This is a genomic window from Microvirga calopogonii (assembly GCF_003347665.1).
Lineage (GTDB): Bacteria > Pseudomonadota > Alphaproteobacteria > Rhizobiales > Beijerinckiaceae > Microvirga > Microvirga calopogonii.
The window spans coordinates 1-19920 of record NZ_QDGA01000063.1 but is presented as its reverse complement, the minus strand read 5'-3'; the positions used below and the strand labels follow the sequence as shown (position 1 = coordinate 19920).

The following is a 19920-nucleotide window of genomic DNA, read 5'->3' as shown; positions in this document are numbered from 1 at the left end:
AATCCGGTTCTTGCGCCTGGGCGCCTGTCAGGGAATCAGAGAAGAGACCTTAACCGCCTCAGGTGCCTCCCGCGACCGTTCCCGTCAGTCGTGCACACCAGAGGTTTCCAAACAGTACATTCCGCCAAAAGGAAGGCGATTCATGTCTCTTACCATCGGAACCAGAGCCCCGGCCTTTTCCCTGCCTGCGACAGATGGTCGGGAGATCGGCCTCGACAGCCTGAAGGGCCGCAAGGTCGTGCTGTATTTCTACCCCAAGGACGATACCAGCGGCTGCACGCTCGAAGCCCAGAATTTCCAGGCCCTCAAGAATGAATTCGCCGCTGCCGGCACGGAGATCGTCGGCGTCTCGCCGGACCCGCTGAAGAGCCACGACAGGTTCCGCGCCAAGTACGGCCTCGACTTCGCCCTCGCCTCGGATGAGGCCAAGACCATGCTGGAGGCTTACGGCGTCTGGGTCGAGAAGAGCATGTACGGCCGCAAATACATGGGCGTCGAGCGAACCACGGTGCTCATCGACCGGGACGGCAACATCGCCCGGGTCTGGAACAAGGTGAAGGTGCCGGGCCATGCGGAGGAAGTGCTGAAGGCCGCCAAGGACCTCGGCGCGTGATGGGATACGGCCTTGCAGCTTTTGATTGCAATGTAATATAGTTTGCTAAATCACTTCGCTGCAGGGCCTCCCCACATATGCCGGACTACAAAGCCATTCTCTCGGGCCAGAGCTGGAATGCTCTATCGGGTCTCAAGGTTAGGAAGACCCCTGTATTTCTGACCTATACGTTCAACGGTCCTCGGTGGGGAGCTTCGAAGTTCGGCGGCGCGGACAAAGCCATGGCACGCGAGGCCCTGAAGATGTGGGGCGACGCCTCGGGTATTCGCTTCATCGAGGTTAAGGGAGAAGAGGCCGAGCTCAAATTCCAGTGGCAGTGGGAATTTGGGGACCACTCCGGCCGAGCCGAGTTCCCGGAACTCGAGGCGGTCGACGAAGAAGGCCTCGCCCGAGACTACGATGGCGGCAACATCTACCTAAATGAGCGTTACCGTTCTGAGTTCGGGACGTACAAGGCTTTCACGCGCTATGTCCTGCTCCACGAGATCGGCCATGCTATAGGCCTCAAGCACCCCTTCCATAAGATGGATTACAACAAGCAGCTGCTGACTGCGAGCCTCGATAACGTCAACTACACTGTCATGAGCTACACGGGGGCCGACATCAATATGCAGCCGCCCGTCCTCGGCTCGCTCGACATCCAAGCGGTCCGCGCCCTCTACGGCAGCCCTTCGCAGGATGGGCGACAGGTCGCGAAGTGGAGCTGGAGCAAGTCCAAACAGACCCTAACGCAAATCGGGAAGAGCAAGGCCGACGTCATCTATGGAGTCGCCGTCCGAGATATCATCAAGGGTGAAGCCGGAGACGATCGGATCTACGGCTTCGATGGGAACGACACCCTACACGGAGGCGTCGGCAACGATATCCTGAGCGGCGGCGATGGCGATGATGTTCTCCTCGGAGAGGCCAGCAACGATACCTTAAGCGGCGCGGATGGCACCGACAGCCTTTTTGGAGATGCTGGCAACGATGTCATGAATGGCGGGGATGGCGACGACACGCTTCAAGGAGGCTCAGGTAGCGATGCCCTGAACGGTGGGGATGATGACGATAACTTGCACGGCGGCGAGGGCAACGACAACCTGAGCGGTGGGCTCGGGAACGACGCTCTATATGGGGATTTCGATAGTGACGTCTTGAGCGGTGGAGACGGCAACGACATTCTGCATGGAGGCGCAGGCAACGATACGCTCGATGGCGGAGCCGGCGATGACCTGCTCGTTGGCGGACTTGGCCCGGATATGCTCACGGGCGGATCAGGAATCGACACCGTGTCCTACGCGGACGCCGTGGGCGGCGTGACAGCCGATTTGAGCCTCAGCTACGGCAACGGTGGCGAAGCTATGGGCGACCGTTTCGCCAGCGTGGAGAACCTGGCCGGCTCTACCTACGCCGATCAGCTTGCGGGCGATGCTGGGGCGAACCACTTAAGCGGCGATGCCGGCAATGACGTGCTGAACGGCAGAGATGCCTCTGACACACTCGATGGTGGTCTGGGAGACGACGTGCTCTCCGGCGGCAGCGGCGGGGACGTTCTAATCGGCGGCGCGGGCGTGGATCTAGCCGATTATGGAGATTCCGCATTCGCGATAGTGGCGAGCTTGTCGAAGACCTACCTCAACACCGGGGATGCTGCGGGCGATAGCTACAACTCGATCGAAGGCTTGAACGGATCGGCCTATGCCGATCAGCTGAGCGGCAACGATGGCGCCAACGTTCTGATCGGTAATGCCGGCGACGACATCTTGGACGGCGGATATGGTGACGACACTCTGCGGGGAGATATCGGAAACGATGTTCTGAGCGGTGATTCCGGCGCTGACGCTTTGCAGGGCGGCGACGGAAATGACACCGTGGACGGTGGATACGGCAACGACACATTATACGGTGGCATCGGCAACGACTCTCTAAGTGGGTACCATGATGCTGACGTCCTTCACGGAGAAGACGGCGATGACACCTTGGACGGTGGATATGGCAACGATACCTTAGACGGCGGCATCGGCAACGACTCCTTGGACGGCGGAGACGGCGCCGACGCTTTGCAGGGTAGCGAGGGCAACGACACCTTGGACGCTGGATATGGCGACGACACTTTATACGGCGGCATTGGCGACGACTCTCTGCGCGGCGACCATGGCACTGATGTCCTTCAGGGCGACGATGGTAACGACACCTTGGACGGTGGAGGCGGAAACGACAGTTTATACGGTGGCATCGGCAACGACACTTTAAGCGGGGACTATGGCGCGGATGTCTTGCAGGGCGGAGACGGCAACGACAGCCTGGACGGCGGTGACGGCAACGATACATTGCTAGGTGGCGAGGGCAATGACACCTTGCGGGGCGGTGCCGAAGGTAGCTTTTTCGACGGCAACGATAGCCTGGACGGCGGAGACGGCAACGACAGCCTAGACGGTGGTGGCGGCAACGATACCCTGCGCGGTGGGGCCGGTGATGACGCCCTATGGGGCGGGCACGATCAGGACAGCCTGGACGGCGGCGACGGAAACGATATCCTGAACGGCAGATACGGCAACGATACCTTGCAGGGCGGGGAAGGTAACGATCAGTTTGTTTTCGATACTGGGTTGAATGGCGTCGAAAATGTCGATCAGATCGTGGACTTCGAAAATGGGGGTAAGGACAAGATCGTCCTGTTTGTGGGGATCTTCGGCTATATCCCTCCGGGCGAGTTGAGCTCAAATGCGTTCTCAGCCACAAAGAATGCGATGGATGCAGATGACCGGATCCTCTTCGATCCAGAGACGCGCACTCTCTCCTATGATCGGGACGGAACTGGCGCAGGAGCAGCTGTGATTTTTGCGAAACTCCTAGGCGAGTCGACGGTCAACTACAGCGACATTCTGGTCATCTAGGCATGCGCAACGAAAGGCCCACTCGATCGAGTGGGCTTTCTCATCTTAATCGATGTCCTCGACCTCGTCGGCCCCGCCGTAGACGCGCTGCGCGAGTGAGGCTTCCATGAAGGGGTCGAGGTCGCCGTCGAGCACGTCCTGCGGGCTCGTCGACTGGGCGCCGGTGCGCAGGTCCTTCACCATCTGGTACGGCTGGAGCACGTAGGAGCGGATCTGGTGGCCCCAGCCGATATCCGTCTTGGCGGCGGCTTCGGCGTTCGCCTTCTCCTCGCGCTTCTTCAGTTCGGCCTCGTAGAGACGCGCGCGCAGCATGTTCCAGGCGGTCGCCCGGTTCTTGTGCTGGGAGCGCTCCTGCTGGCAGGCCACGACGATGCCGCTCGGGATATGCGTGATGCGCACCGCCGAGTCGGTGGTGTTCACGTGCTGGCCGCCCGCGCCCGAGGACCGGAACGTGTCGATGCGGCAGTCGGATTCCTTGATCTCGATGTTGATGCGGTCGTCCACCACCGGATAGACCCACACCGACGCGAAGCTCGTATGGCGGCGGGCATTCGAATCGTAAGGCGAGATGCGCACGAGACGGTGCACGCCCGACTCGGTCTTGAGCCAGCCATAGGCATTGAGGCCCTTGATCAGAAGCGTGGCGCTCTTGATTCCGGCCTCTTCGCCGTCGGTGATTTCGAGAAGCTCGACCTTGTACTTCCGGCGCTCGGCCCAGCGGGCATACATGCGCTGGAGCATGTTGGCCCAGTCCTGACTTTCCGTACCGCCCGCGCCCGAATGCACTTCCACGTAGGTGTCGTTGGCATCGGCCTCGCCCGAGAGCAGGGTCTCGACCTGGCGGCGGGCCGCTTCGGCCTGAAGGCCTCGGATCGTCTCCTCGCCCTCGCGGATCGTGGCCTCGTCCTCCTCGGCCTCACCGAGTTCGATCAGCGTGATGGCGTCTTCGAGCTCCTGCTCGAGGCGCTTCACGGCCGTGATCTGGTCCTCCAGCGACGTGCGCTCACGCATGATCTTCTGCGCGGCGTCGGCATCGTTCCAGAGGTTGGGATCCTCGGCCTGGGCGTTCAGTTCCGCGAGGCGTCGCTGGGCAGTATCCCAGTCAAAGATGCCTCCTCAGCAGCCCGACTGACTGCTTGGTCTCTTCTACGAGATGTTGAATTTCGGCGCGCATGGTTTCTTTGCTGTCCGTGCCTGTGATGGTGGCGTCTTAGAGCATCGGGTCCGAAAGTGGAATGGACTTTCGGCCTGGTTTCCAAGTCAACGGATTGCCCCGCGGCTGAAGAACGAGCCGAAGAACAATCCGTTTTCGATGTGTTGTGGGTGATTTCTATATGGGGGCGAAGCCGCTCAGTACAATCCGCTCGGCCCCGCGCCCACGGCCCGCTGTCCCCCCGGCGGAGGAGCCGGAGTGTACTCGGCCTGCGGGACCTCTTCCGCCGAAGGCTCCGGCGGCACGTATTCCGGCGGAGACTGGCCGGGTTTGAACGCCTCGAGTATCGTGCCGCCGCCCTCGCCGCCCGCGCGGGTGCCGGTAGCGGCATTGACGCGGATCAGCTTGATGCCCGCGGGCACACGGAACGGCGTCGCCGGCTTGTCCTTGAGCGCCATCTGCATGAAGTCGCGGAAGACCGGTGCCGCATATTGGCCTGCCGTCGCCGCGTTGCCGAGGGACTTCGGCGTGTCGTAGCCGAGGAACACGCCGACGGCGAGATCGGGCGAGAAGCCCACGAACCACACGTCCTTGGCATCGTTGGTGGTGCCGGTCTTGCCGGCGAGCGGCTTGCCGACGGCCTTGACCGTCTGCGCCGTGCCGCGCTGGACCACGCCTTCGAGGATTGAGGTGATCTGGTAGGCGGTCAGCGGATCGAGCACCTGCTCGCGGGTCTCGGTCAGCTTGGGCGCCGCGCCGCCATCCCACTTCTCCGCATCGCAGCCGTTGCACTTGCGGTCATCGTGGCGATAGAGCGTCCGGCCGTTGCGGTCCTGGATCTGGTCGATCAGGGTCGGCTTGATGCGGCGGCCGCCGTTGGCGAACATGGAATAGGCCGCCGTCATGCGCATGACCGTGGTCTCACCGGCGCCGAGCGACATGGAGAGCAGCGGGAGCAGGTCGTCATAGACGCCGAAGCGACGGGCATATTCAGAGATGGCCGGCATGCCGACCTCGTTGGCCAGACGCACCGTCATCAGGTTCTTGGAATGCTCGACGCCGTAGCGCAGGGTCCTCAGGCCACCGGACTTGCCGTCGTAGTTGGACGGCGCCCAGGCGGCCTGCCCGGGACCCATGTCGAGCACGAAGGGCGAGTCCATGATCTGGTTCGACGGCGTGTAGCCGTTGTCGAGGGCGGTCGCGTAGACGATCGGCTTGAACGAGGAACCCGGCTGGCGCATGGCCTGGACGGCCCGGTTGAACTCGCTCTGGTCATAGGAGAAGCCGCCCACCATGGCGTGGACGCGGCCCGTATTGGGATCCATGGCCACGATGGCGCCCGAAATCTCGGGGATCTGGCGCAGACGGAACTGGCCCTGCTTGTCGGCCAGCGGCTCCACATAGACCACGTCGCCGACGGAAACGGCGCGCTCGACGGGGCGGCGGGTCCATTTCACGCCATCGGCCGTGACGAGGCCGGTCTCGCGGTCCTTGCCCACCTGCCCGGACGCTTCGCGCTTGGGCTGCAGGCCGATCTTCGCGCGCCCGCCGGCGACCTCCAGCACGACGGCCAGACGCCAGGGCTGCACGTCGCCGAGCGACGAGACTTCCGCCAGGGCCAGGCCCCATTCGCGCCCCGCGAGGTCGATCTTCTGCTGGGCTCCGCGCCAGCCGCGCGCCTCGTCGAAGCGCACGAGACCGTCGACCAGGGCCTTGCGAGCCATGGCCTGCATCTTGGGATCGAGGGTCGAACGGATGAGCAGACCGCCCTCATAGAGGGTTTCCTCGCCGTAGCGCTCGGCGATGTCGCGGCGCACACCCTCGGCGAAGTAGCCGGACGCGATGCTGTTCGGGGAGACCACGCGCGGCTTGACGTTGAGGGGCTCCTTCTGGGCCGCCTCCGCGTCCTCCTTCGAGATGTAGCCGTTGGCGGCCATGCGGTCGATCACCCAGTTCCGGCGGTCGATGGCGGCCTTGCGCTGGCGGAAGGGGTGGTAATTGTTCGGACCCTTGGGCAGCGCGGCGATGTAGGCGGCTTCCGCGATGGTCAACTCGTGAATGGACTTGCCGAAATAATCGAGCGCCGCGGCCGCGATGCCGTGCAGGTTGCGGCCCGGGGTCAGGGTGCCGAGGAAGATCTCGTTCAGATAGAGCTCGAGGATCTTGTCCTTGGAGAAGGTCGATTCCATGCGCAGCGCGATCAGCGCCTCGCGGATCTTGCGCTCGTAGCTCCTCTCGTTGCCGACGAGGAAGTTCTTGGCGACCTGCTGGGTGATCGTCGAAGCGCCCTGCTCTCTCGCCCCGCCGGACCGGAGATTGGCCACGACGGCGCGCACCAGCCCCTCGGGGTCGACGCCCATATGCTTGTAGAAGTTCTTGTCTTCGGCCGAGAGGAATGCCCCGATCACGAGCTTGGGAACGGCCTGGATCGGCACGTAGAGGCGGCGCTCGCGGGCATATTCGGCAATCAGGCTGCCGTCGGACGCGTGGATACGGGTCATCACCGGCGGCTCGTAATTGGCCAGCTGGGCGTGATCCGGCAGATCCTTCGAATAGAACCAGAACCCATAGGCGAGCCCCACGGCGCCGATCAGGAAGAAGATCGCTCCAACGCTGAAGAGGAAGCCGAAAAATCGTAGGACGAAGCGCATCCGAAGGTGTTCCATGACGGCGCCCATGGCGCCTGTTTATGCAGATCTTGAAACGCGCATCCTCGTTACCCGATGAATCGCGCCCCCGCTACGGGTATCCACACTCTCTCTATGGTAAAACTGCGGCAGCGCCCCTGCGGGCAAACCGCGCGGCGAAAAACCGATCCACCGCGACCGACATGGCCGACACCATTTTGGCGCGCCACTCCTCGGACATCAACAGGTCCAGGTCTTTTTGACTCGAAAGATAGCCAAGCTCGACCAGGACGGAGGGCACGTCATGGGCCCGCAGCACCTGGAAACGGGCCTGCCGGTGAGGATTCTTGTTGAGGCGGGCGATGGTATCGAACTCGCCCACGAGGCGGCTGGCGAAGCCGTGGGAGAAGCTCCGCGTTTCCCTGAGTGTCAGCTCCATCAGGATGTCCGACACGTCGTCCGGGATGTCGCGCGATTCGACGCCGGCCACCGCGTCCGCCTTGTTTTCGCGGTCGGCGAGGCGGGCGGAATCGGCATCTGACGCCCGTTCGGCCCCGGTATAGACCGTCAGCCCCCTCACCTCCTGACCGCCGGAAATGGAATCCGCATGGATGGAGATGAAGAGATCGGCCTGGATCCCGCGGGCGGCGCGCACCCGGTCGCCGAGGGAGATGAACACGTCCTCGTCCCGGGTCATGACGATCCTGTAGCGGCCGTTCTCCTCCAGCTTCCTCTTGAGTCTCTGGGCGAATGCAAGAACCAGATCCTTCTCGTAGACATTGCCCGAAGAGGCGTTCGCCCCCGGGTCGATGCCGCCATGACCGGGATCGATCACGATGACCGGGCGGGCATCCTTGACGGCCTGGGCTATGGGAGCCGCCGAGGCCTCCTTCGTGGCGGCCGCGCTGTCGACGGCCACCTTGTGGAACTCCTCCCGCTCGGCACGGGAGAGCTCGATGGTCAGGATCGTCGCCGCGCCCGTGGCGTCGGGCGCGGTGGTCATGCCTGAGACCACGGCGGGCTGCGTCAGCTCCATGACCACGCGGGACCGCCCCGGAGCGAAGAGACCGTAGCGGTAGGAGGCGATGAGCCCCTCGCGGCTGCGCCCGGCTTCCTGGGGGAGATGGAAGGCGACCTCGGGCAGGTCGATGATGACCCGGTCGGGACGCTCCATCAGCGAGACCTGCGCCGTCACGGCTTTCGACAGGGTAACCTTAAAACGGGTTTTCGCCCCCTCGGACTCGACCGCGACGGCGGCCGCGATCGCGGGAGAACCGGTCTTCCCGCCCTCTCCGGCCGCATGGGCATGACCCAACCACGCGGCCATGAAGGCCACCATGAGGCATGCGCCGGCGAAGCGGATGAAGGGGAAAATGGGCATTGATGTTCGCTGAGGTGTCTAGAGCCTCGGACCCAAAAGTGGCCTCCACTTTTGGGATTGATCCGATGCTCAATCCCTTAAGCGGCGCATCGTTCGAGCGGAAAACCGGGTCCACTTTTCCGCACGATGCGCTGGCGTCCTTCTATACTGATAGACGGCGCTTGGTTAACGGAACCTCACGTCACACGGCGGATTACTGACACTCTGTTGCATTCATGGCACAGTGACACGGGATCTTGCCAAATGCCCCAATCGCTCTGTAATGATCTTGATCCCGTCCGGCATGGCCGAATCTGACGGCGGATCCGGAGGAGACGGTTGTGTTGACCGATCCTCCAGGAGACCCGTCACCCTCGACAGGCTCACGGACAGGACCATAGGGCGACGCTTGTCGCCACCCGCCGATGACCGAGATTTCGGCTCATCGATATCTAGTACGAAAGGGCCGTGTCGAATGGTTGCGCACACGAAGTCAGTTCTGACCTTCGTTTCTGCACCGTTCGAATCGCGCGTTTCATCCCGCGCACGCCCTGGCTTCACCCTTTCCGGCCAAGAGCCGGCCCGATTCAACCCAGAATGCGCCCCATCGCGGCGCACGATGGCGATCGACAGCACTCCGAACGCAATTTCAGCCCGCCGTCCCTCTTGGCGGCGCGGCCATCCGCCCACAATGCGGCCCCTGCCTCAGGTCCTGCCCTCGATCGCCATGTCGAGAGTTCAACATGGCAAACAAGATGCTCATCGATGCCTCACACCCGGAAGAAACCCGGGTCGTGGTGGTACGTGGTCAGAAGGTCGAAGAATTCGACTTCGAATCCGCTAACCGGAAGCAACTGCGCGGGAATATCTATCTCGCCAAGGTCACCCGGGTCGAACCGTCGCTCCAGGCGGCCTTTGTGGAATACGGTGGAAACCGCCACGGGTTCCTCGCCTTCAGCGAAATCCATCCCGATTATTATCAGATCCCCGTCGCCGACCGTCAGGCTCTGCTCGAAGCGGAGGCCGAGGCTCAGGCCGAGGAGGAGCGCGAGGAGGAGCGCCGCAGCAACCGTCGCCGCCGCCGCTCGTCTCAGCGCCGGACCGAAAACGACGAGACCGTGGTCTCGACGGAAGCCGAAGCCGGAACCGAGGGTGCCATCGAGGCGGCCCAGGAGGGCGACAGCTCCGATACGGCCGAAGCTCCCGGCGAAGAGCGCGAGGCATCGGATTCCGAAACTCAGGATGCCGTCGCCCCGGTAATGGCCGGAGACTTAGGCGCCGGCGGGAATGCCGCGGAATCGGCCATCGAGGCGATCGAGGGCTCGGCCCATGTGGAGGCCCGGGAAGGGACCACGGCTGCACAAGGCGATGAGGCTGCGGAAGCGGTCGAAGCCCGGGCGCCGGAAGGCGATACGGAAGCCGACGAAGACGAAGAGGACGAGGACGAAGACGATCAGGACGTGGAAGAGCACGAGATCGTCGAGCAGCTCGGCGGAGACGACGCGATCGAGGACCTGCCTCCTCGCCGGCGCACGCCGCGCAAGCAGTACAAGATCCAGGAAGTCATCAAGCGCCGCCAGATCCTGCTGGTCCAGGTCGTCAAGGAAGAGCGCGGCAACAAGGGCGCGGCGCTCACCACCTACCTGTCGCTCGCCGGGCGCTATTCCGTGCTCATGCCCAATACGGGCCGGGGCGGCGGCATCTCCCGCAAGATCACCAATGCGGCCGACCGCAAGCGCCTGAAGGAAATCGCCCAGGAGCTGGAGGTGCCCGAGGGAATGGGCATCATCCTGCGCACGGCCGGCGCCTCGCGCACCAAGCCCGAGATCAAGCGCGACTACGAATACCTGATGCGCCTCTGGGAGAGTGTGCGCGAGCTGACCCTCAAGTCGGCGGCCCCCGCCCTCGTCTATGAGGAAGGCTCCCTCATCAAGCGCGCGATCCGCGACCTCTACAACAAGGACATCGACGACGTGATGGTCGCCGGTGAGGAGGGCTATCGCGAGGCCAAGGACTTCATGCGGATGCTCATGCCGAGCCATTCGAAGCTGGTCCAGCCCTACCGCGATCCTCAGCCCCTCTTCGCGAAGTTCGGCGTCGAGGCCCAGCTCGATGCCATGTTCTCCAACGTGGTGACCCTGAAATCGGGCGGCTATCTCGTCATCAACCCGACGGAAGCCCTCGTTTCCATCGACGTGAACTCCGGTCGTTCGACCCGCGAGCACAACATCGAGGACACGGCGCTGCGCACCAATCTCGAGGCGGCCGAGGAGATCGCCCGCCAGCTTCGCCTGCGCGACCTTGCCGGCCTAGTCGTGATCGACTTCATCGACATGGAGGAGAAGCGCAACAACCGCGCCGTCGAGAAGAAGCTCAACGAGTGCCTGAAGAACGATCGCGCCCGCATCCAGGTGGGCCGCATCTCGCCTTTCGGCCTCCTCGAAATGTCGCGCCAGCGCATCCGCACCGGCGTGCTGGAATCCTCCTCGATCCCCTGCCCGCACTGTGCGGGCACCGGGTTCGTGCGCTCGACGCCGTCGGTGGCCCTGCAGGTGCTGCGCTCGATCGAGGAAACCCTCATCAAGAATTCAGGCTATAACCTCATCGTCCGCACCCGGATGGAGGCGGCCTTCTACATCCTGAACCAGAAGCGCATTCACCTGCGCGAACTGGAGACCCGCTTCGGCGTCGCGATCTCCATCGTGGCCGACGACAGCCTCCACGGCACGACCACCTATGCGATCGAGCGCGGCGAGCCCGCTCTCAAGCTCGAGCACAAGTCCGCCGCGACCGGCATCCAGATCGACGCGATCGCCATCGACGAGCCTGAAGAAGAGGTTGAGGTCGAGGCTGAAGAAGAAACGACCGAGGAGGCCCAGGGCGGCGAAGAGCGCGGCGAGGAAAGCGAAGGCGGTGGACGTCGCCGCCGCCGTCGGCGCCGCCGTCGCGGTCGCGACCGGGAAGGTTTCGCGGGCGAAGCCCAGGGCGAGGAAGGTGTCGAAGCCGGAGAGGCCGAGGGCGAATCCGACGAGGAAGAGACCGAGGTGGAAGCCTCCGGTGCCGAGGCAGCTCCCGTCGAGGCCGGCGAAACGGACGAGGATTCCCGCGGCGGACGCCGCCGCCGTCGCGGTCGCCGCGGCGGTCGTGGACGCGGCCGTGACGAGACAGCCGAGGAATTCGCCATCGAGGAAGGTTTCGTGGCCCCCGACCAGGCTCAGGCCGCGCCGGCTCCGGTGGAAGCTACCCCGGCAGAGGCCGTCTCCGAGACCTCGGAGCCGCAGCAGGCCGCCGCAAACGAGCCGATCGTCACCCCGGAACGTCCCGTGGCCGAGGCTCCCGTTCCGCCGCCCGCCCCCGTGGCGCCCGAGCCGGAACCGGTCGCCGTCGTCCTGACCCCGCCAGACCCGGAACGCCCCAAGCGCGCCGGCTGGTGGTCCAAGGCCAAGTCGGTCCTGAGCGGATCGTAAAAAACGAAACATCTACATCATGGCCGGGCTTGCCCCGGCCATTTTCATTTCGTGAACTCACTCCTTAACAGGAGGCTCATGCATGTAGGCAGCGTAGATTTCACTGACACGTTCTACGGTAATCCCCGTCCGTTGCTCGACCGCCAGAGGATGATCGGTCGGTTCAAGCTCGATGAAGGGCCGCGACCCAGGCTCCCGGATGTGGACATTTGTCTTAAGGTTTTGGGACTCGGGATACACAAGGAAACTATTAGAGAGCCACCCAAAATACGGACCGAACTTCGATCTGTCAGGCGCGTCGAAAATCGACACAAACTCGTCGAAACTCTTGCGACTCAAAGAAACCCAGACACCCCAGACGTACGGATCCACCGCTCCTATGACGGGAATTTCGATGCAACCGCGAATGAAGAAAAATTCATCGTCGATGACGCAGGTGTCAGTGCTCAGGCGGCAACGATCCTCCCGATCGGGTTCCGGTATCGCATAGTAATACAATGGCGCATCTGCGCCGAAGCTTGGCATTCCATCATGCCATTCGCCACATGTCGCACACTTGAATCGAAACATAACAACATCCCCTATTTCTAGAGGATCATAGAGGCTGCCTGGAGGCAACCAGCCTGCAAATCAATGCATGGGCTGGCAATGGGGAGAGACTATCTCAACCACCCCTTCAGCCGCGCCACCGTCTCGCGGCAGTCGTTCTCCGATCCGGCAAACGACAGGCGCAGATAGTGAGAGCCTTCGATGGGATCGAAATCGAGGCCCGGCGTTGCGGCCACACCCGCCTCCTCCAGCATACGCCTGGAGAAGCCGATGGAATCGTTCGTGAAGCGGGCTATGTCGGCGTAGATGTAGAAGGCACCGTCCACCGGGTGCATCTCGGTGATGCCGATCTTGGGAAGCTCCTCCAGGAGATAGGCGCGGTTGCGCGCATAGCCGGCTTTCACGGCCTCCAGCTCCTCCGCCGCGTCGAAGGCGGCGAGCGCCGCCACCTGGGAGAGATAGGGCGGCGAGATGTAGAGATTCTGCGCCAGCCGCTCGATGGGACGGACCAGACGATCCGGCACTACGATCCAGCCGATGCGCCAGCCGGTCATGCAGTAATATTTCGAGAACGAGTTGATCACGACGGCATCGTCATCGGAGGTGAGGGTCGTGGACGCGGCCTCACCGTAGGTCAGCCCGTGATAGATCTCGTCCGACACGAACCAAAGCCCCAGGCGGCGGCAGGTCTCGCCCAGCTCGGCAAGAGCCTTGCGGCCGATCATGGTACCTGAAGGGTTCGCGGGGCTCATGGCGAGGATGCCATGCAGGGGCTTCTCCGCATGGGCCCTCTCGATGGCCTGGGCGGTCATGATCCAGCCATCCGCCTTGGCGAGCGGGATCGTCACCGGCTCGATGCCGAGAGCCTCCAGGATGTTGCGATAGGCCGGATAGCCCGGTGCGGTGATCGCCACCCGCTGCCCCGGATCGAAGAGGCTTAAGAAAGCCAGCACGAATCCGGCCGAGGATCCGGTGGTCACGACTACGCGTTCCGGTGCGATGCTCACGCCGTAGGCGTCGCGGTAATGCCGGGCAATCCGCTCCCGCAGGGCCGAGATGCCGAGAGCTTCCGTGTAGCCGATGCGGCCGAGGTCGAGGGCCGCCTTGGCCGCCTCCCGGGCTGCACGCGGGGCGGGCGCGGACGGCTGGCCGACTTCCATATGGATGACGCTGTCCCCCCGCCGTTCCTTGGCTGCTGCCGCGCTCAGAACGTCCATCGCGAGGAAGGAGGCCACGCGATCCATGCGGCGCGCGATGAGGGGCGAGTGGAGATCGGCGGATGATTTGGTCATGGAGAGGCTCGTACCCGGTTGCAGGGACGGCCTCAAGGCGGTTCTTCCGTGTCATTCCCGGCCGGAGCGTAGCGGAGGGGAAGGGAATCCACAACTCAGCGCTTGATCGTGGATCCCCTTCCCGCACTTCGTGCGCCGGGGATGACACTGGAGGCTCTCATCGATGGGCTAAACGAACCCGTGATTTGACGCCGCACTGCCTAAACCGCTAACTCGCGGTAGAAGAACGAGTCTCAACTCCGCCTCGAACCCTTGTTAGACAGAGGCGTCAAAGACTTCCGCAAAGGACCGAATATGCGCTTATCGCTTCTCTCCATCGGCCGGACCGCAGCCCTGATCGGCGCTCTGGCACTCGCACCCGCCGCGATGGCGCAGGGCACGGTCTTCAACGACCAGCAGAAGCAGGCCATCGGCGAGATCGTGAAGGATTATCTTCTGAAGAACCCGGAGGTCCTGACCGAGGTGATCGCCGAGCTGGAGAAGCGCCAGGCGGAAGCGCAGCAGGTGGCGCAGGCCGGCGCCGTGAAGGAAACGAAGCAGTCGCTCCTGAACGCCTCCCATTCCTACGTGGTCGGCAACCCCTCGGGCGATATCACCCTGGTGGAGTTCTTCGATTACAATTGCGGCTACTGCAAGAAAGCGCTGTCCGATGTCCAGACGCTCATGAAGAGCGACCCGAAGCTGCGGGTCGTGCTGAAGGATTTTCCGGTTCTCGGGCCAGATTCGGTTGAAGCAAGCCGGGTGGCGCTCGCGGTCAAGAACCAGCTCCAGGGGCAGAAGCTCTTCGATTACCACACCAAAGTCCTGGAAAGCCGTGGCCGCGTGAACGGAGAACGTGCCATGGCCGTGGCCAAGGAGATGGGCATCGACATGGCCCGCCTTCAGAAGGACATCGAAAGCGCCGAGGTTCGTAACGCCCTCCAGGAAAACATGGCTCTCGGCGACAAGCTCAGCCTGACCGGAACGCCGGCCTTCATCGTGGGCGAGACCGTCATCCCCGGCGCCGTCGGCCTCGAGCCCCTGAAGCAGCTCGTGGACAATGTGCGCCAGTGCGGCAAGGCGAGCTGCGGCTAGCGTTTCAAGCTCGGCTATAGGTTTCCCGGCTCCTCAGCCATGTCGTCACCTCCCCGGACCTAATCCGGGGGCCCATGCCGGTGATCTCGTCCCGAGAAGCGCCGCACTCTTCCAATCGAGATGGCCGGGACAAGCCCGGCCATGACGTTGAAACAACGCCATTCCGCAACGGAACACGCGCCAAGCTTGGGAAAGCCTTGGTTTTCCCCTTCCCCCCTGCTCGCCTTTTGGCTAAGAGGGCGTTTCTGCTCCGCCAGACGGGGCTGCAAGGAACACTCCTTAACCAATGACCACCGTCTTCGTCCTCAACGGACCCAATCTCAACCTGCTCGGCCGCAGAGAGCCTCACGTCTATGGCAGCACGACGCTGGCCGACATCGAGACGCTCGTGCGCGGGAAGGCCGAGACCCTGGGGGCGGCGATCATGTTCCGCCAGTCGAACCACGAGGGACAGCTCGTGGACTGGATCCAGGAAGCAGGAGCCCAGGGAGCCGGCATCGTCATCAATGCCGGTGCCTACACCCACACCTCGATCGCACTCCGCGACGCCATCTCCGGCAGCGGCGCTCCGACGGTCGAGATCCACATTTCGAATGTTCATGCCCGCGAGGGCTTTCGCCATCGCTCGCTCATAGCGCCCGTCTCCGTCGGCGTGATCTGTGGTTTCGGGCCCATGAGCTACCTGCTCGGCCTGGAAGCGGTTCACCAGGTGATGGTCGAGCGCGCGCGGCAAGCGAAGCCCTCCCAGCACTAGTTCCTCAGGAAGTAGAGGTAAGCCCCATGGCCAAGGAAAGTCCTTTCGATCCCGATCTCGTCCGTGAGCTGGCGAATTTGATCGCCGACACGGATCTCAGCGAGATCGAAGTGGAGAAGGGCGACCTTCGTATTCGCGTGGCGCGCACGATCACGGCCGCCGTCTCCGTCCCGGTCGCGGCTCCCGCCGCCTATGCCGCCCCTGCCCCCATGGTGGCCCCGCCTCCGGCCGCCACCGAGGTTCCTGCCGCGGCCAAGCCCGGCGCTCCCCATCCGGGCGCGGTGCTCTCGCCCATGGTCGGCACCGCCTACCGCAAGCCCTCTCCGGATGCAAAGTCCTTCGTGGAGATCGGATCCAAAGTCCAGGCGGGCGATAAGGTCCTGCTCGTCGAGGCCATGAAGACCTTCAACGAGATCGTGGCGCCCCGCTCCGGCACCGTGACCGCAATCTATGTCGAAGACGGAACTCCTGTTGAATACGGTGAACCCCTCCTCGTCATCGAGTAAGGCGCGACATGTTCGATAAGATCCTCATTGCCAATCGCGGCGAGATCGCCCTGCGGATCCTGCGCGCTGCGAAGGAGCTCGGCATCGCCACCGTGGCCGTGCACTCCACCGCCGACGCTGACGCCATGCACGTGCGCCTCGCGGACGAAAGCGTCTGCATCGGCCCGCCGGCCGCCCGCGACAGCTATCTCAACATTCCCGCCCTGATCGCCGCTTGCGAGATCACCGGCGCGGACGCCATCCATCCCGGCTATGGCTTCCTGTCCGAGAATGCTCGCTTCGCGGAGGTGCTGGAGCATCACCGCATCGCATTTATCGGCCCCAAGGCGGAGCACATCCGCATCATGGGCGACAAGATCGAGGCCAAGCGTACCGCCAAGCGCCTTGGAATCCCCTGCGTGCCCGGCTCCGAGGGCGGCATCAACGACGAGGCCGAGGCCAAGAAGGTTGCCCGGGACATCGGCTATCCGGTCATCATCAAGGCCGCTGCCGGTGGCGGCGGGCGCGGCATGAAGGTGGCGCGCAACGAGGATGACCTCGTTCACGCCTTCCAGACCGCCCGCACCGAGGCCAAGGCCGCCTTCGGCGACGATGCCGTCTATATCGAGAAATATCTCGAGAAGCCGCGCCATATCGAGATCCAGGTTCTCGGCGACGGCAAGGGAAACGCCATCCATCTCGGCGAGCGCGACTGCTCCCTGCAGCGCCGTCACCAGAAGGTGTGGGAGGAAGGCCCCTCGCCGGCTCTCAACGTCGAAATGCGCGAGCGCATCGGCGGGGTCGTGGCCAAGGCCATGCAGGACCTGCAATACGCGGGCGCCGGCACCATTGAGTTCCTCTATGAGGACGGCGAGTTCTACTTCATCGAGATGAACACCCGCATCCAGGTGGAGCACCCGGTCACGGAGATGATCACCGGCATCGATCTGGTGAACGAGCAGATCCGCGTCGCGGCCGGCCACCCGCTGTCGGTGACGCAGGACGACATCAAGATCGAAGGCCATGCCATCGAGTGCCGCGTGAATGCCGAGCATCCCGCAACGTTCCGCCCCTCGCCCGGCACGATCAGCTACTTCCACCCGCCGGGCGGCCTCGGCGTGCGCGTCGATTCGGCGGCCTACCAGGGCTACCGCATCCCGCCGCACTACGATTCCCTCGTGGGCAAGCTCATCGTCCATGGCCGCACCCGCAACGAGTGCCTCATGCGCCTGCGCCGCGCCCTCGACGAGTTCGTGGTGGACGGGATCGACACCACCCTGCCGCTCTTCCGCACCCTCGTGCGCAACCCGGACATCCAGAACGGCCAGTACGACATCCACTGGCTGGAGAACTTCCTGAAAACGGGTGGCTTGGGCGACGAGCAGGCCTGAAATCAGTCGATATGAGCAGCGTCGCTCGTCAAGCGACGCTGCTCATATCAGCACGCGTGACAAACAGTAATATTATGAAGTATCAGATCGGCATTCCCTAGAGAAGGCCGTCGACGATGAGTGCTGCCGAGAAAGTCATAGCCAAGGACGAACTGCGAAGCCTCTTGCTGAAGCATGGCCTCGACTTGAGCGGCACGATCGGCACAAGCCTGACCTGGGAATCGCCGATCAAGATTTTCCGGTCGTCTCACGTAGATGACGCCGAGATAGGTGCCTATTCCTACATTTCTCCCAAAAGCGAGATCCGCCACACGACGGTCGGGCGCTACTGCTCCATCGGCGATAATGTGGATATGCGCGGGAGCGCACATCCGAAGGAGTGGCTGTCCTCGCACCCCTTTCCCTTTACCAATCTCTTTTCCGCAAGCCGTCCCTACCGCCCTCCTCTTACGTTCGATGGTTACCCCAAGAAAACCAAGATCGGACATGATGTCTGGGTCGGCTCGCGGGCGATCATCCTTCCAGGCGTGACGGTTGGAACCGGCGCCGTCATTGGCGCAGGCGCCGTCGTGGTGAAAGACGTTCCCGCCTATGCAATTCACATGGGCATTGGTCGGTCAAGATGCTGGGTCATCGGAACACCGATCAGATCTCCGGCTGGTGTTTGACATCCAAGGTCTGAGCCCGTTGCATGATCTGGCCCGTGTCCAGCGCCAGCTCCCACTCACATGGGCATTGGTCGGTCAAGATGCTGGGTCATCGGAACACCGATCAGATCTCCGGCTGGTGTTTGACATCCAAGGTCTGAGCCCGTTGCATGATCTGGCCCGTGTCCAGCGCCAGCTCCCACTCACATCCGGTCGCTGCGCGCACGCAGCCGCACCATCATCCCGCTTGCAGCGGACGAGGGCTCAGGCGACGGGACCCTTCTGTAGTGCGGCATGCCAAGCCCTATTGCACATCGGTCCGTCCTCCTGGATCCGCCGGACCTGATCAGGGTCCAGCGAAGCACATCCACTCAGTCGTGCCGTGCCTTACGCAGACCTCATCACGGCACCCTCGATGATCACCCCAGCGGTCACATACTTCCACAGCGCGACGAGAAGTTTGCGGGCCAGCGCCACGATCATCGGCTTCTTCAGGCGCCCGCCGTTGCGCCGGACACGCTCCTGGAACCACTGGCTCAGGGCTGAGGCGGGCTGATGGCGCAGCCACAACCAGGCGAGCTGGATCATGGTGGTGCGCAGGCGTGGGTTGCCGGCCTTCGACACGCCTTGCTCGCGATCAATCGATCCGCTCTTCCAGGGGGTGGGGGCCAGGCCCGCATAGGCCGCCACCTGCCGGCGATTGGCGAAGGTGCGGAACAGGCCCTCCGCCCACAGAACAGCGGCGGCTTCCTGACCGATGCCTTTCAGGGGAAGCAGTCGCCCCGGTGGCACGGCGCCGGCCTCCTCATGGGCAGAGGCAAGCAGCTGGTCCCGCTCGGCTTCCACCGCCTTGATCTGTTCCAGCAGCAGCTCCAGCCGATCGAGTTCGCGGCTGATCTGGGTCTTCAGGTGCACTGGCAGCGGCCGGCCATCACCGGTCGTGAGCGCCTCGAGCCGTGTTCTGCGGTCGCGGTGCAGGGGCTCATAGTCGCCGATCCCCTGCGCGAACAGCAGGCCCTTGATCCGGTTGACGTGCTGAACGCGCTCGGCCGTGAGCGTCTTGCGCTCGCGGCTGATGCGGCGCCGATCCTCCTGCTCAGGCGTGGGAGCCCGGACCATCGCACACACCCGCGGCTCCCCACGCTTGTAGGCCAGCAGCGTGCGCACCAGGGCCTCGCCGTCGATCTTGTCGGTCTTGGCCCGCCGGCAGCGGCGCGAGACCGCAATCGAGGCGGGATCGACCACATGGCTCTCGATCCCCTCGCTCTCCAGCACGCGATGGATCCAGAACCCATCCAGACCCGCCTCCTGGATGACAATGATCGGAAATAGCTGACCGGTTCGAGTGCGCGCTTTCTCCTGCAACTGAGCAAGCCGCGTCAGCAGGCCGGCCACATCGCCGCCGCGCACGCTGTGCTTGGACATTGTCTCCCCGGCCCCGGGCGACAGGGACGTGATCAGCCAGACCGAACGACTGAGTTCCAGTGAGACGAAGATTGCGCCAAGATGGGTGCGGATAGCGGTTTGCTCAAATCGGGGCTCAACGGACATCGGTTGGTCTCCAGCGTGAGTGGATATCGCAACCTCACTCTGCCAGAGAGTGGACCGCTATCCACCCCCATAGGATCT

General features: G+C 63.4%; 14 protein-coding genes. 8 read left to right on the top strand and 6 right to left on the bottom strand.

The features are described from left to right. The first annotated feature begins 142 nt into the window (after nucleotides 1–142). Together DDF70_RS26430 and DDF70_RS38845 are read left to right on the top strand one after the other, a co-directional pair. A complete protein-coding gene (locus DDF70_RS26430) occupies nucleotides 143–613 on the top strand; it encodes a peroxiredoxin (RefSeq protein WP_114947738.1) in 471 nt (156 codons plus the stop codon). Between the two features lie 77 nt (nucleotides 614–690). Next, nucleotides 691–3492 carry a matrixin family metalloprotease gene (locus DDF70_RS38845; protein WP_114947737.1) on the top strand — a complete coding sequence of 934 codons (2802 nt, stop codon included), beginning with the start codon at nucleotides 691–693 and terminating at the stop codon, nucleotides 3490–3492. A gap of 45 nt (nucleotides 3493–3537) precedes the next feature. Here DDF70_RS38845 and prfB read toward each other — a convergent pair. The 3 genes from prfB to DDF70_RS26410 all read right to left on the bottom strand — a co-directional run bounded on the left by prfB (nucleotide 3538) and on the right by DDF70_RS26410 (nucleotide 8653). Further along, nucleotides 3538–4666 (bottom strand): peptide chain release factor 2 gene (gene prfB, locus DDF70_RS26420; protein WP_114947736.1). Its coding sequence is split into 2 segments (ribosomal slippage): nucleotides 3538–4596 and nucleotides 4598–4666, totalling 1128 coding nucleotides; the frame shifts between segments, so codons are not numbered across the junction. Nucleotides 4667–4842: 176 nt separating this feature from the next. Continuing rightward, nucleotides 4843–7296 carry a penicillin-binding protein 1A gene (locus DDF70_RS26415; RefSeq protein WP_114947741.1) on the bottom strand — a complete coding sequence of 818 codons (2454 nt, stop codon included), beginning with the start codon at nucleotides 7294–7296 and terminating at the stop codon, nucleotides 4843–4845. A gap of 109 nt (nucleotides 7297–7405) precedes the next feature. After that, entirely contained in the window at nucleotides 7406–8653 is a 1248-nt protein-coding gene (locus tag DDF70_RS26410) for an N-acetylmuramoyl-L-alanine amidase (protein ID WP_114947735.1), read from the bottom strand. 722 nt (nucleotides 8654–9375) lie between these two features. Between DDF70_RS26410 and DDF70_RS26405 the strand changes: the two genes are divergently transcribed. Continuing rightward, nucleotides 9376–12099 carry an Rne/Rng family ribonuclease gene (locus tag DDF70_RS26405; protein ID WP_114947734.1) on the top strand — a complete coding sequence of 908 codons (2724 nt, stop codon included), beginning with the start codon at nucleotides 9376–9378 and terminating at the stop codon, nucleotides 12097–12099. A 57-nt stretch (nucleotides 12100–12156) separates the two neighbouring features. On the opposite strand, the gene DDF70_RS26400 is transcribed toward DDF70_RS26405, so the two are convergent. Further along, on the bottom strand, nucleotides 12157–12669 hold the full coding sequence (locus DDF70_RS26400; protein ID WP_114947733.1) for a DUF2199 domain-containing protein: 513 nt from the start codon (nucleotides 12667–12669) through the stop codon (nucleotides 12157–12159). A gap of 89 nt (nucleotides 12670–12758) precedes the next feature. Next, the gene (locus tag DDF70_RS26395) at nucleotides 12759–13940 is read right to left on the bottom strand and encodes a pyridoxal phosphate-dependent aminotransferase (RefSeq protein ID WP_114947732.1); all 1182 of its coding nucleotides are present in this window, start codon (nucleotides 13938–13940) and stop codon (nucleotides 12759–12761) included. 294 nt (nucleotides 13941–14234) lie between these two features. Here DDF70_RS26395 and DDF70_RS26390 point away from each other — a divergent pair, with 294 nt between their 5' ends. The 5 genes from DDF70_RS26390 to DDF70_RS38840 all read left to right on the top strand — a co-directional run bounded on the left by DDF70_RS26390 (nucleotide 14235) and on the right by DDF70_RS38840 (nucleotide 18312). Further along, on the top strand, nucleotides 14235–15014 hold the full coding sequence (locus tag DDF70_RS26390) for a DsbA family protein (RefSeq protein ID WP_114947731.1): 780 nt from the start codon (nucleotides 14235–14237) through the stop codon (nucleotides 15012–15014). 286 nt (nucleotides 15015–15300) lie between these two features. Beyond that, the gene (aroQ, locus tag DDF70_RS26385) at nucleotides 15301–15768 is read left to right on the top strand and encodes a type II 3-dehydroquinate dehydratase (protein ID WP_114947730.1); all 468 of its coding nucleotides are present in this window, start codon (nucleotides 15301–15303) and stop codon (nucleotides 15766–15768) included. A 26-nt stretch (nucleotides 15769–15794) separates the two neighbouring features. Further along, complete coding sequence (accB, locus tag DDF70_RS26380) at nucleotides 15795–16274, top strand: acetyl-CoA carboxylase biotin carboxyl carrier protein (protein WP_114947729.1); 480 nt, start codon at nucleotides 15795–15797, stop codon at nucleotides 16272–16274. An 8-nt stretch (nucleotides 16275–16282) separates the two neighbouring features. After that, entirely contained in the window at nucleotides 16283–17644 is a 1362-nt protein-coding gene (gene accC / locus DDF70_RS26375) for an acetyl-CoA carboxylase biotin carboxylase subunit (RefSeq protein WP_114947728.1), read from the top strand. 116 nt (nucleotides 17645–17760) lie between these two features. After that, complete coding sequence (locus tag DDF70_RS38840; RefSeq protein ID WP_114947727.1) at nucleotides 17761–18312, top strand: CatB-related O-acetyltransferase; 552 nt, start codon at nucleotides 17761–17763, stop codon at nucleotides 18310–18312. Nucleotides 18313–18678: 366 nt separating this feature from the next. Here the strand turns inward: DDF70_RS38840 and DDF70_RS26365 are convergent, their stop codons facing one another. Continuing rightward, a complete protein-coding gene (locus DDF70_RS26365; RefSeq protein ID WP_114944612.1) occupies nucleotides 18679–19842 on the bottom strand; it encodes an IS110 family RNA-guided transposase in 1164 nt (387 codons plus the stop codon). Nucleotides 19843–19920: the final 78 nt, after the last annotated feature.

Coding starts and splice junctions, on each gene's coding strand:
- accB (WP_114947729.1), top strand. CDS start 15,795: ATGGCCAAGGAAAGTCCTTTCGATCCCGATCTCGTCCGTGAGCTGGCG.
- DDF70_RS26415 (WP_114947741.1), bottom strand. CDS start 7,296: ATGCGCTTCGTCCTACGATTTTTCGGCTTCCTCTTCAGCGTTGGAGCG.
- DDF70_RS26430 (WP_114947738.1), top strand. CDS start 143: ATGTCTCTTACCATCGGAACCAGAGCCCCGGCCTTTTCCCTGCCTGCG.
- DDF70_RS26395 (WP_114947732.1), bottom strand. CDS start 13,940: ATGACCAAATCATCCGCCGATCTCCACTCGCCCCTCATCGCGCGCCGC.
- DDF70_RS26410 (WP_114947735.1), bottom strand. CDS start 8,653: ATGCCCATTTTCCCCTTCATCCGCTTCGCCGGCGCATGCCTCATGGTG.
- DDF70_RS26365 (WP_114944612.1), bottom strand. CDS start 19,842: ATGTCCGTTGAGCCCCGATTTGAGCAAACCGCTATCCGCACCCATCTT.
- DDF70_RS26390 (WP_114947731.1), top strand. CDS start 14,235: ATGCGCTTATCGCTTCTCTCCATCGGCCGGACCGCAGCCCTGATCGGC.
- DDF70_RS26405 (WP_114947734.1), top strand. CDS start 9,376: ATGGCAAACAAGATGCTCATCGATGCCTCACACCCGGAAGAAACCCGG.
- DDF70_RS38840 (WP_114947727.1), top strand. CDS start 17,761: ATGAGTGCTGCCGAGAAAGTCATAGCCAAGGACGAACTGCGAAGCCTC.
- DDF70_RS38845 (WP_114947737.1), top strand. CDS start 691: ATGCCGGACTACAAAGCCATTCTCTCGGGCCAGAGCTGGAATGCTCTA.
- aroQ (WP_114947730.1), top strand. CDS start 15,301: ATGACCACCGTCTTCGTCCTCAACGGACCCAATCTCAACCTGCTCGGC.
- accC (WP_114947728.1), top strand. CDS start 16,283: ATGTTCGATAAGATCCTCATTGCCAATCGCGGCGAGATCGCCCTGCGG.
- DDF70_RS26400 (WP_114947733.1), bottom strand. CDS start 12,669: ATGTTTCGATTCAAGTGTGCGACATGTGGCGAATGGCATGATGGAATG.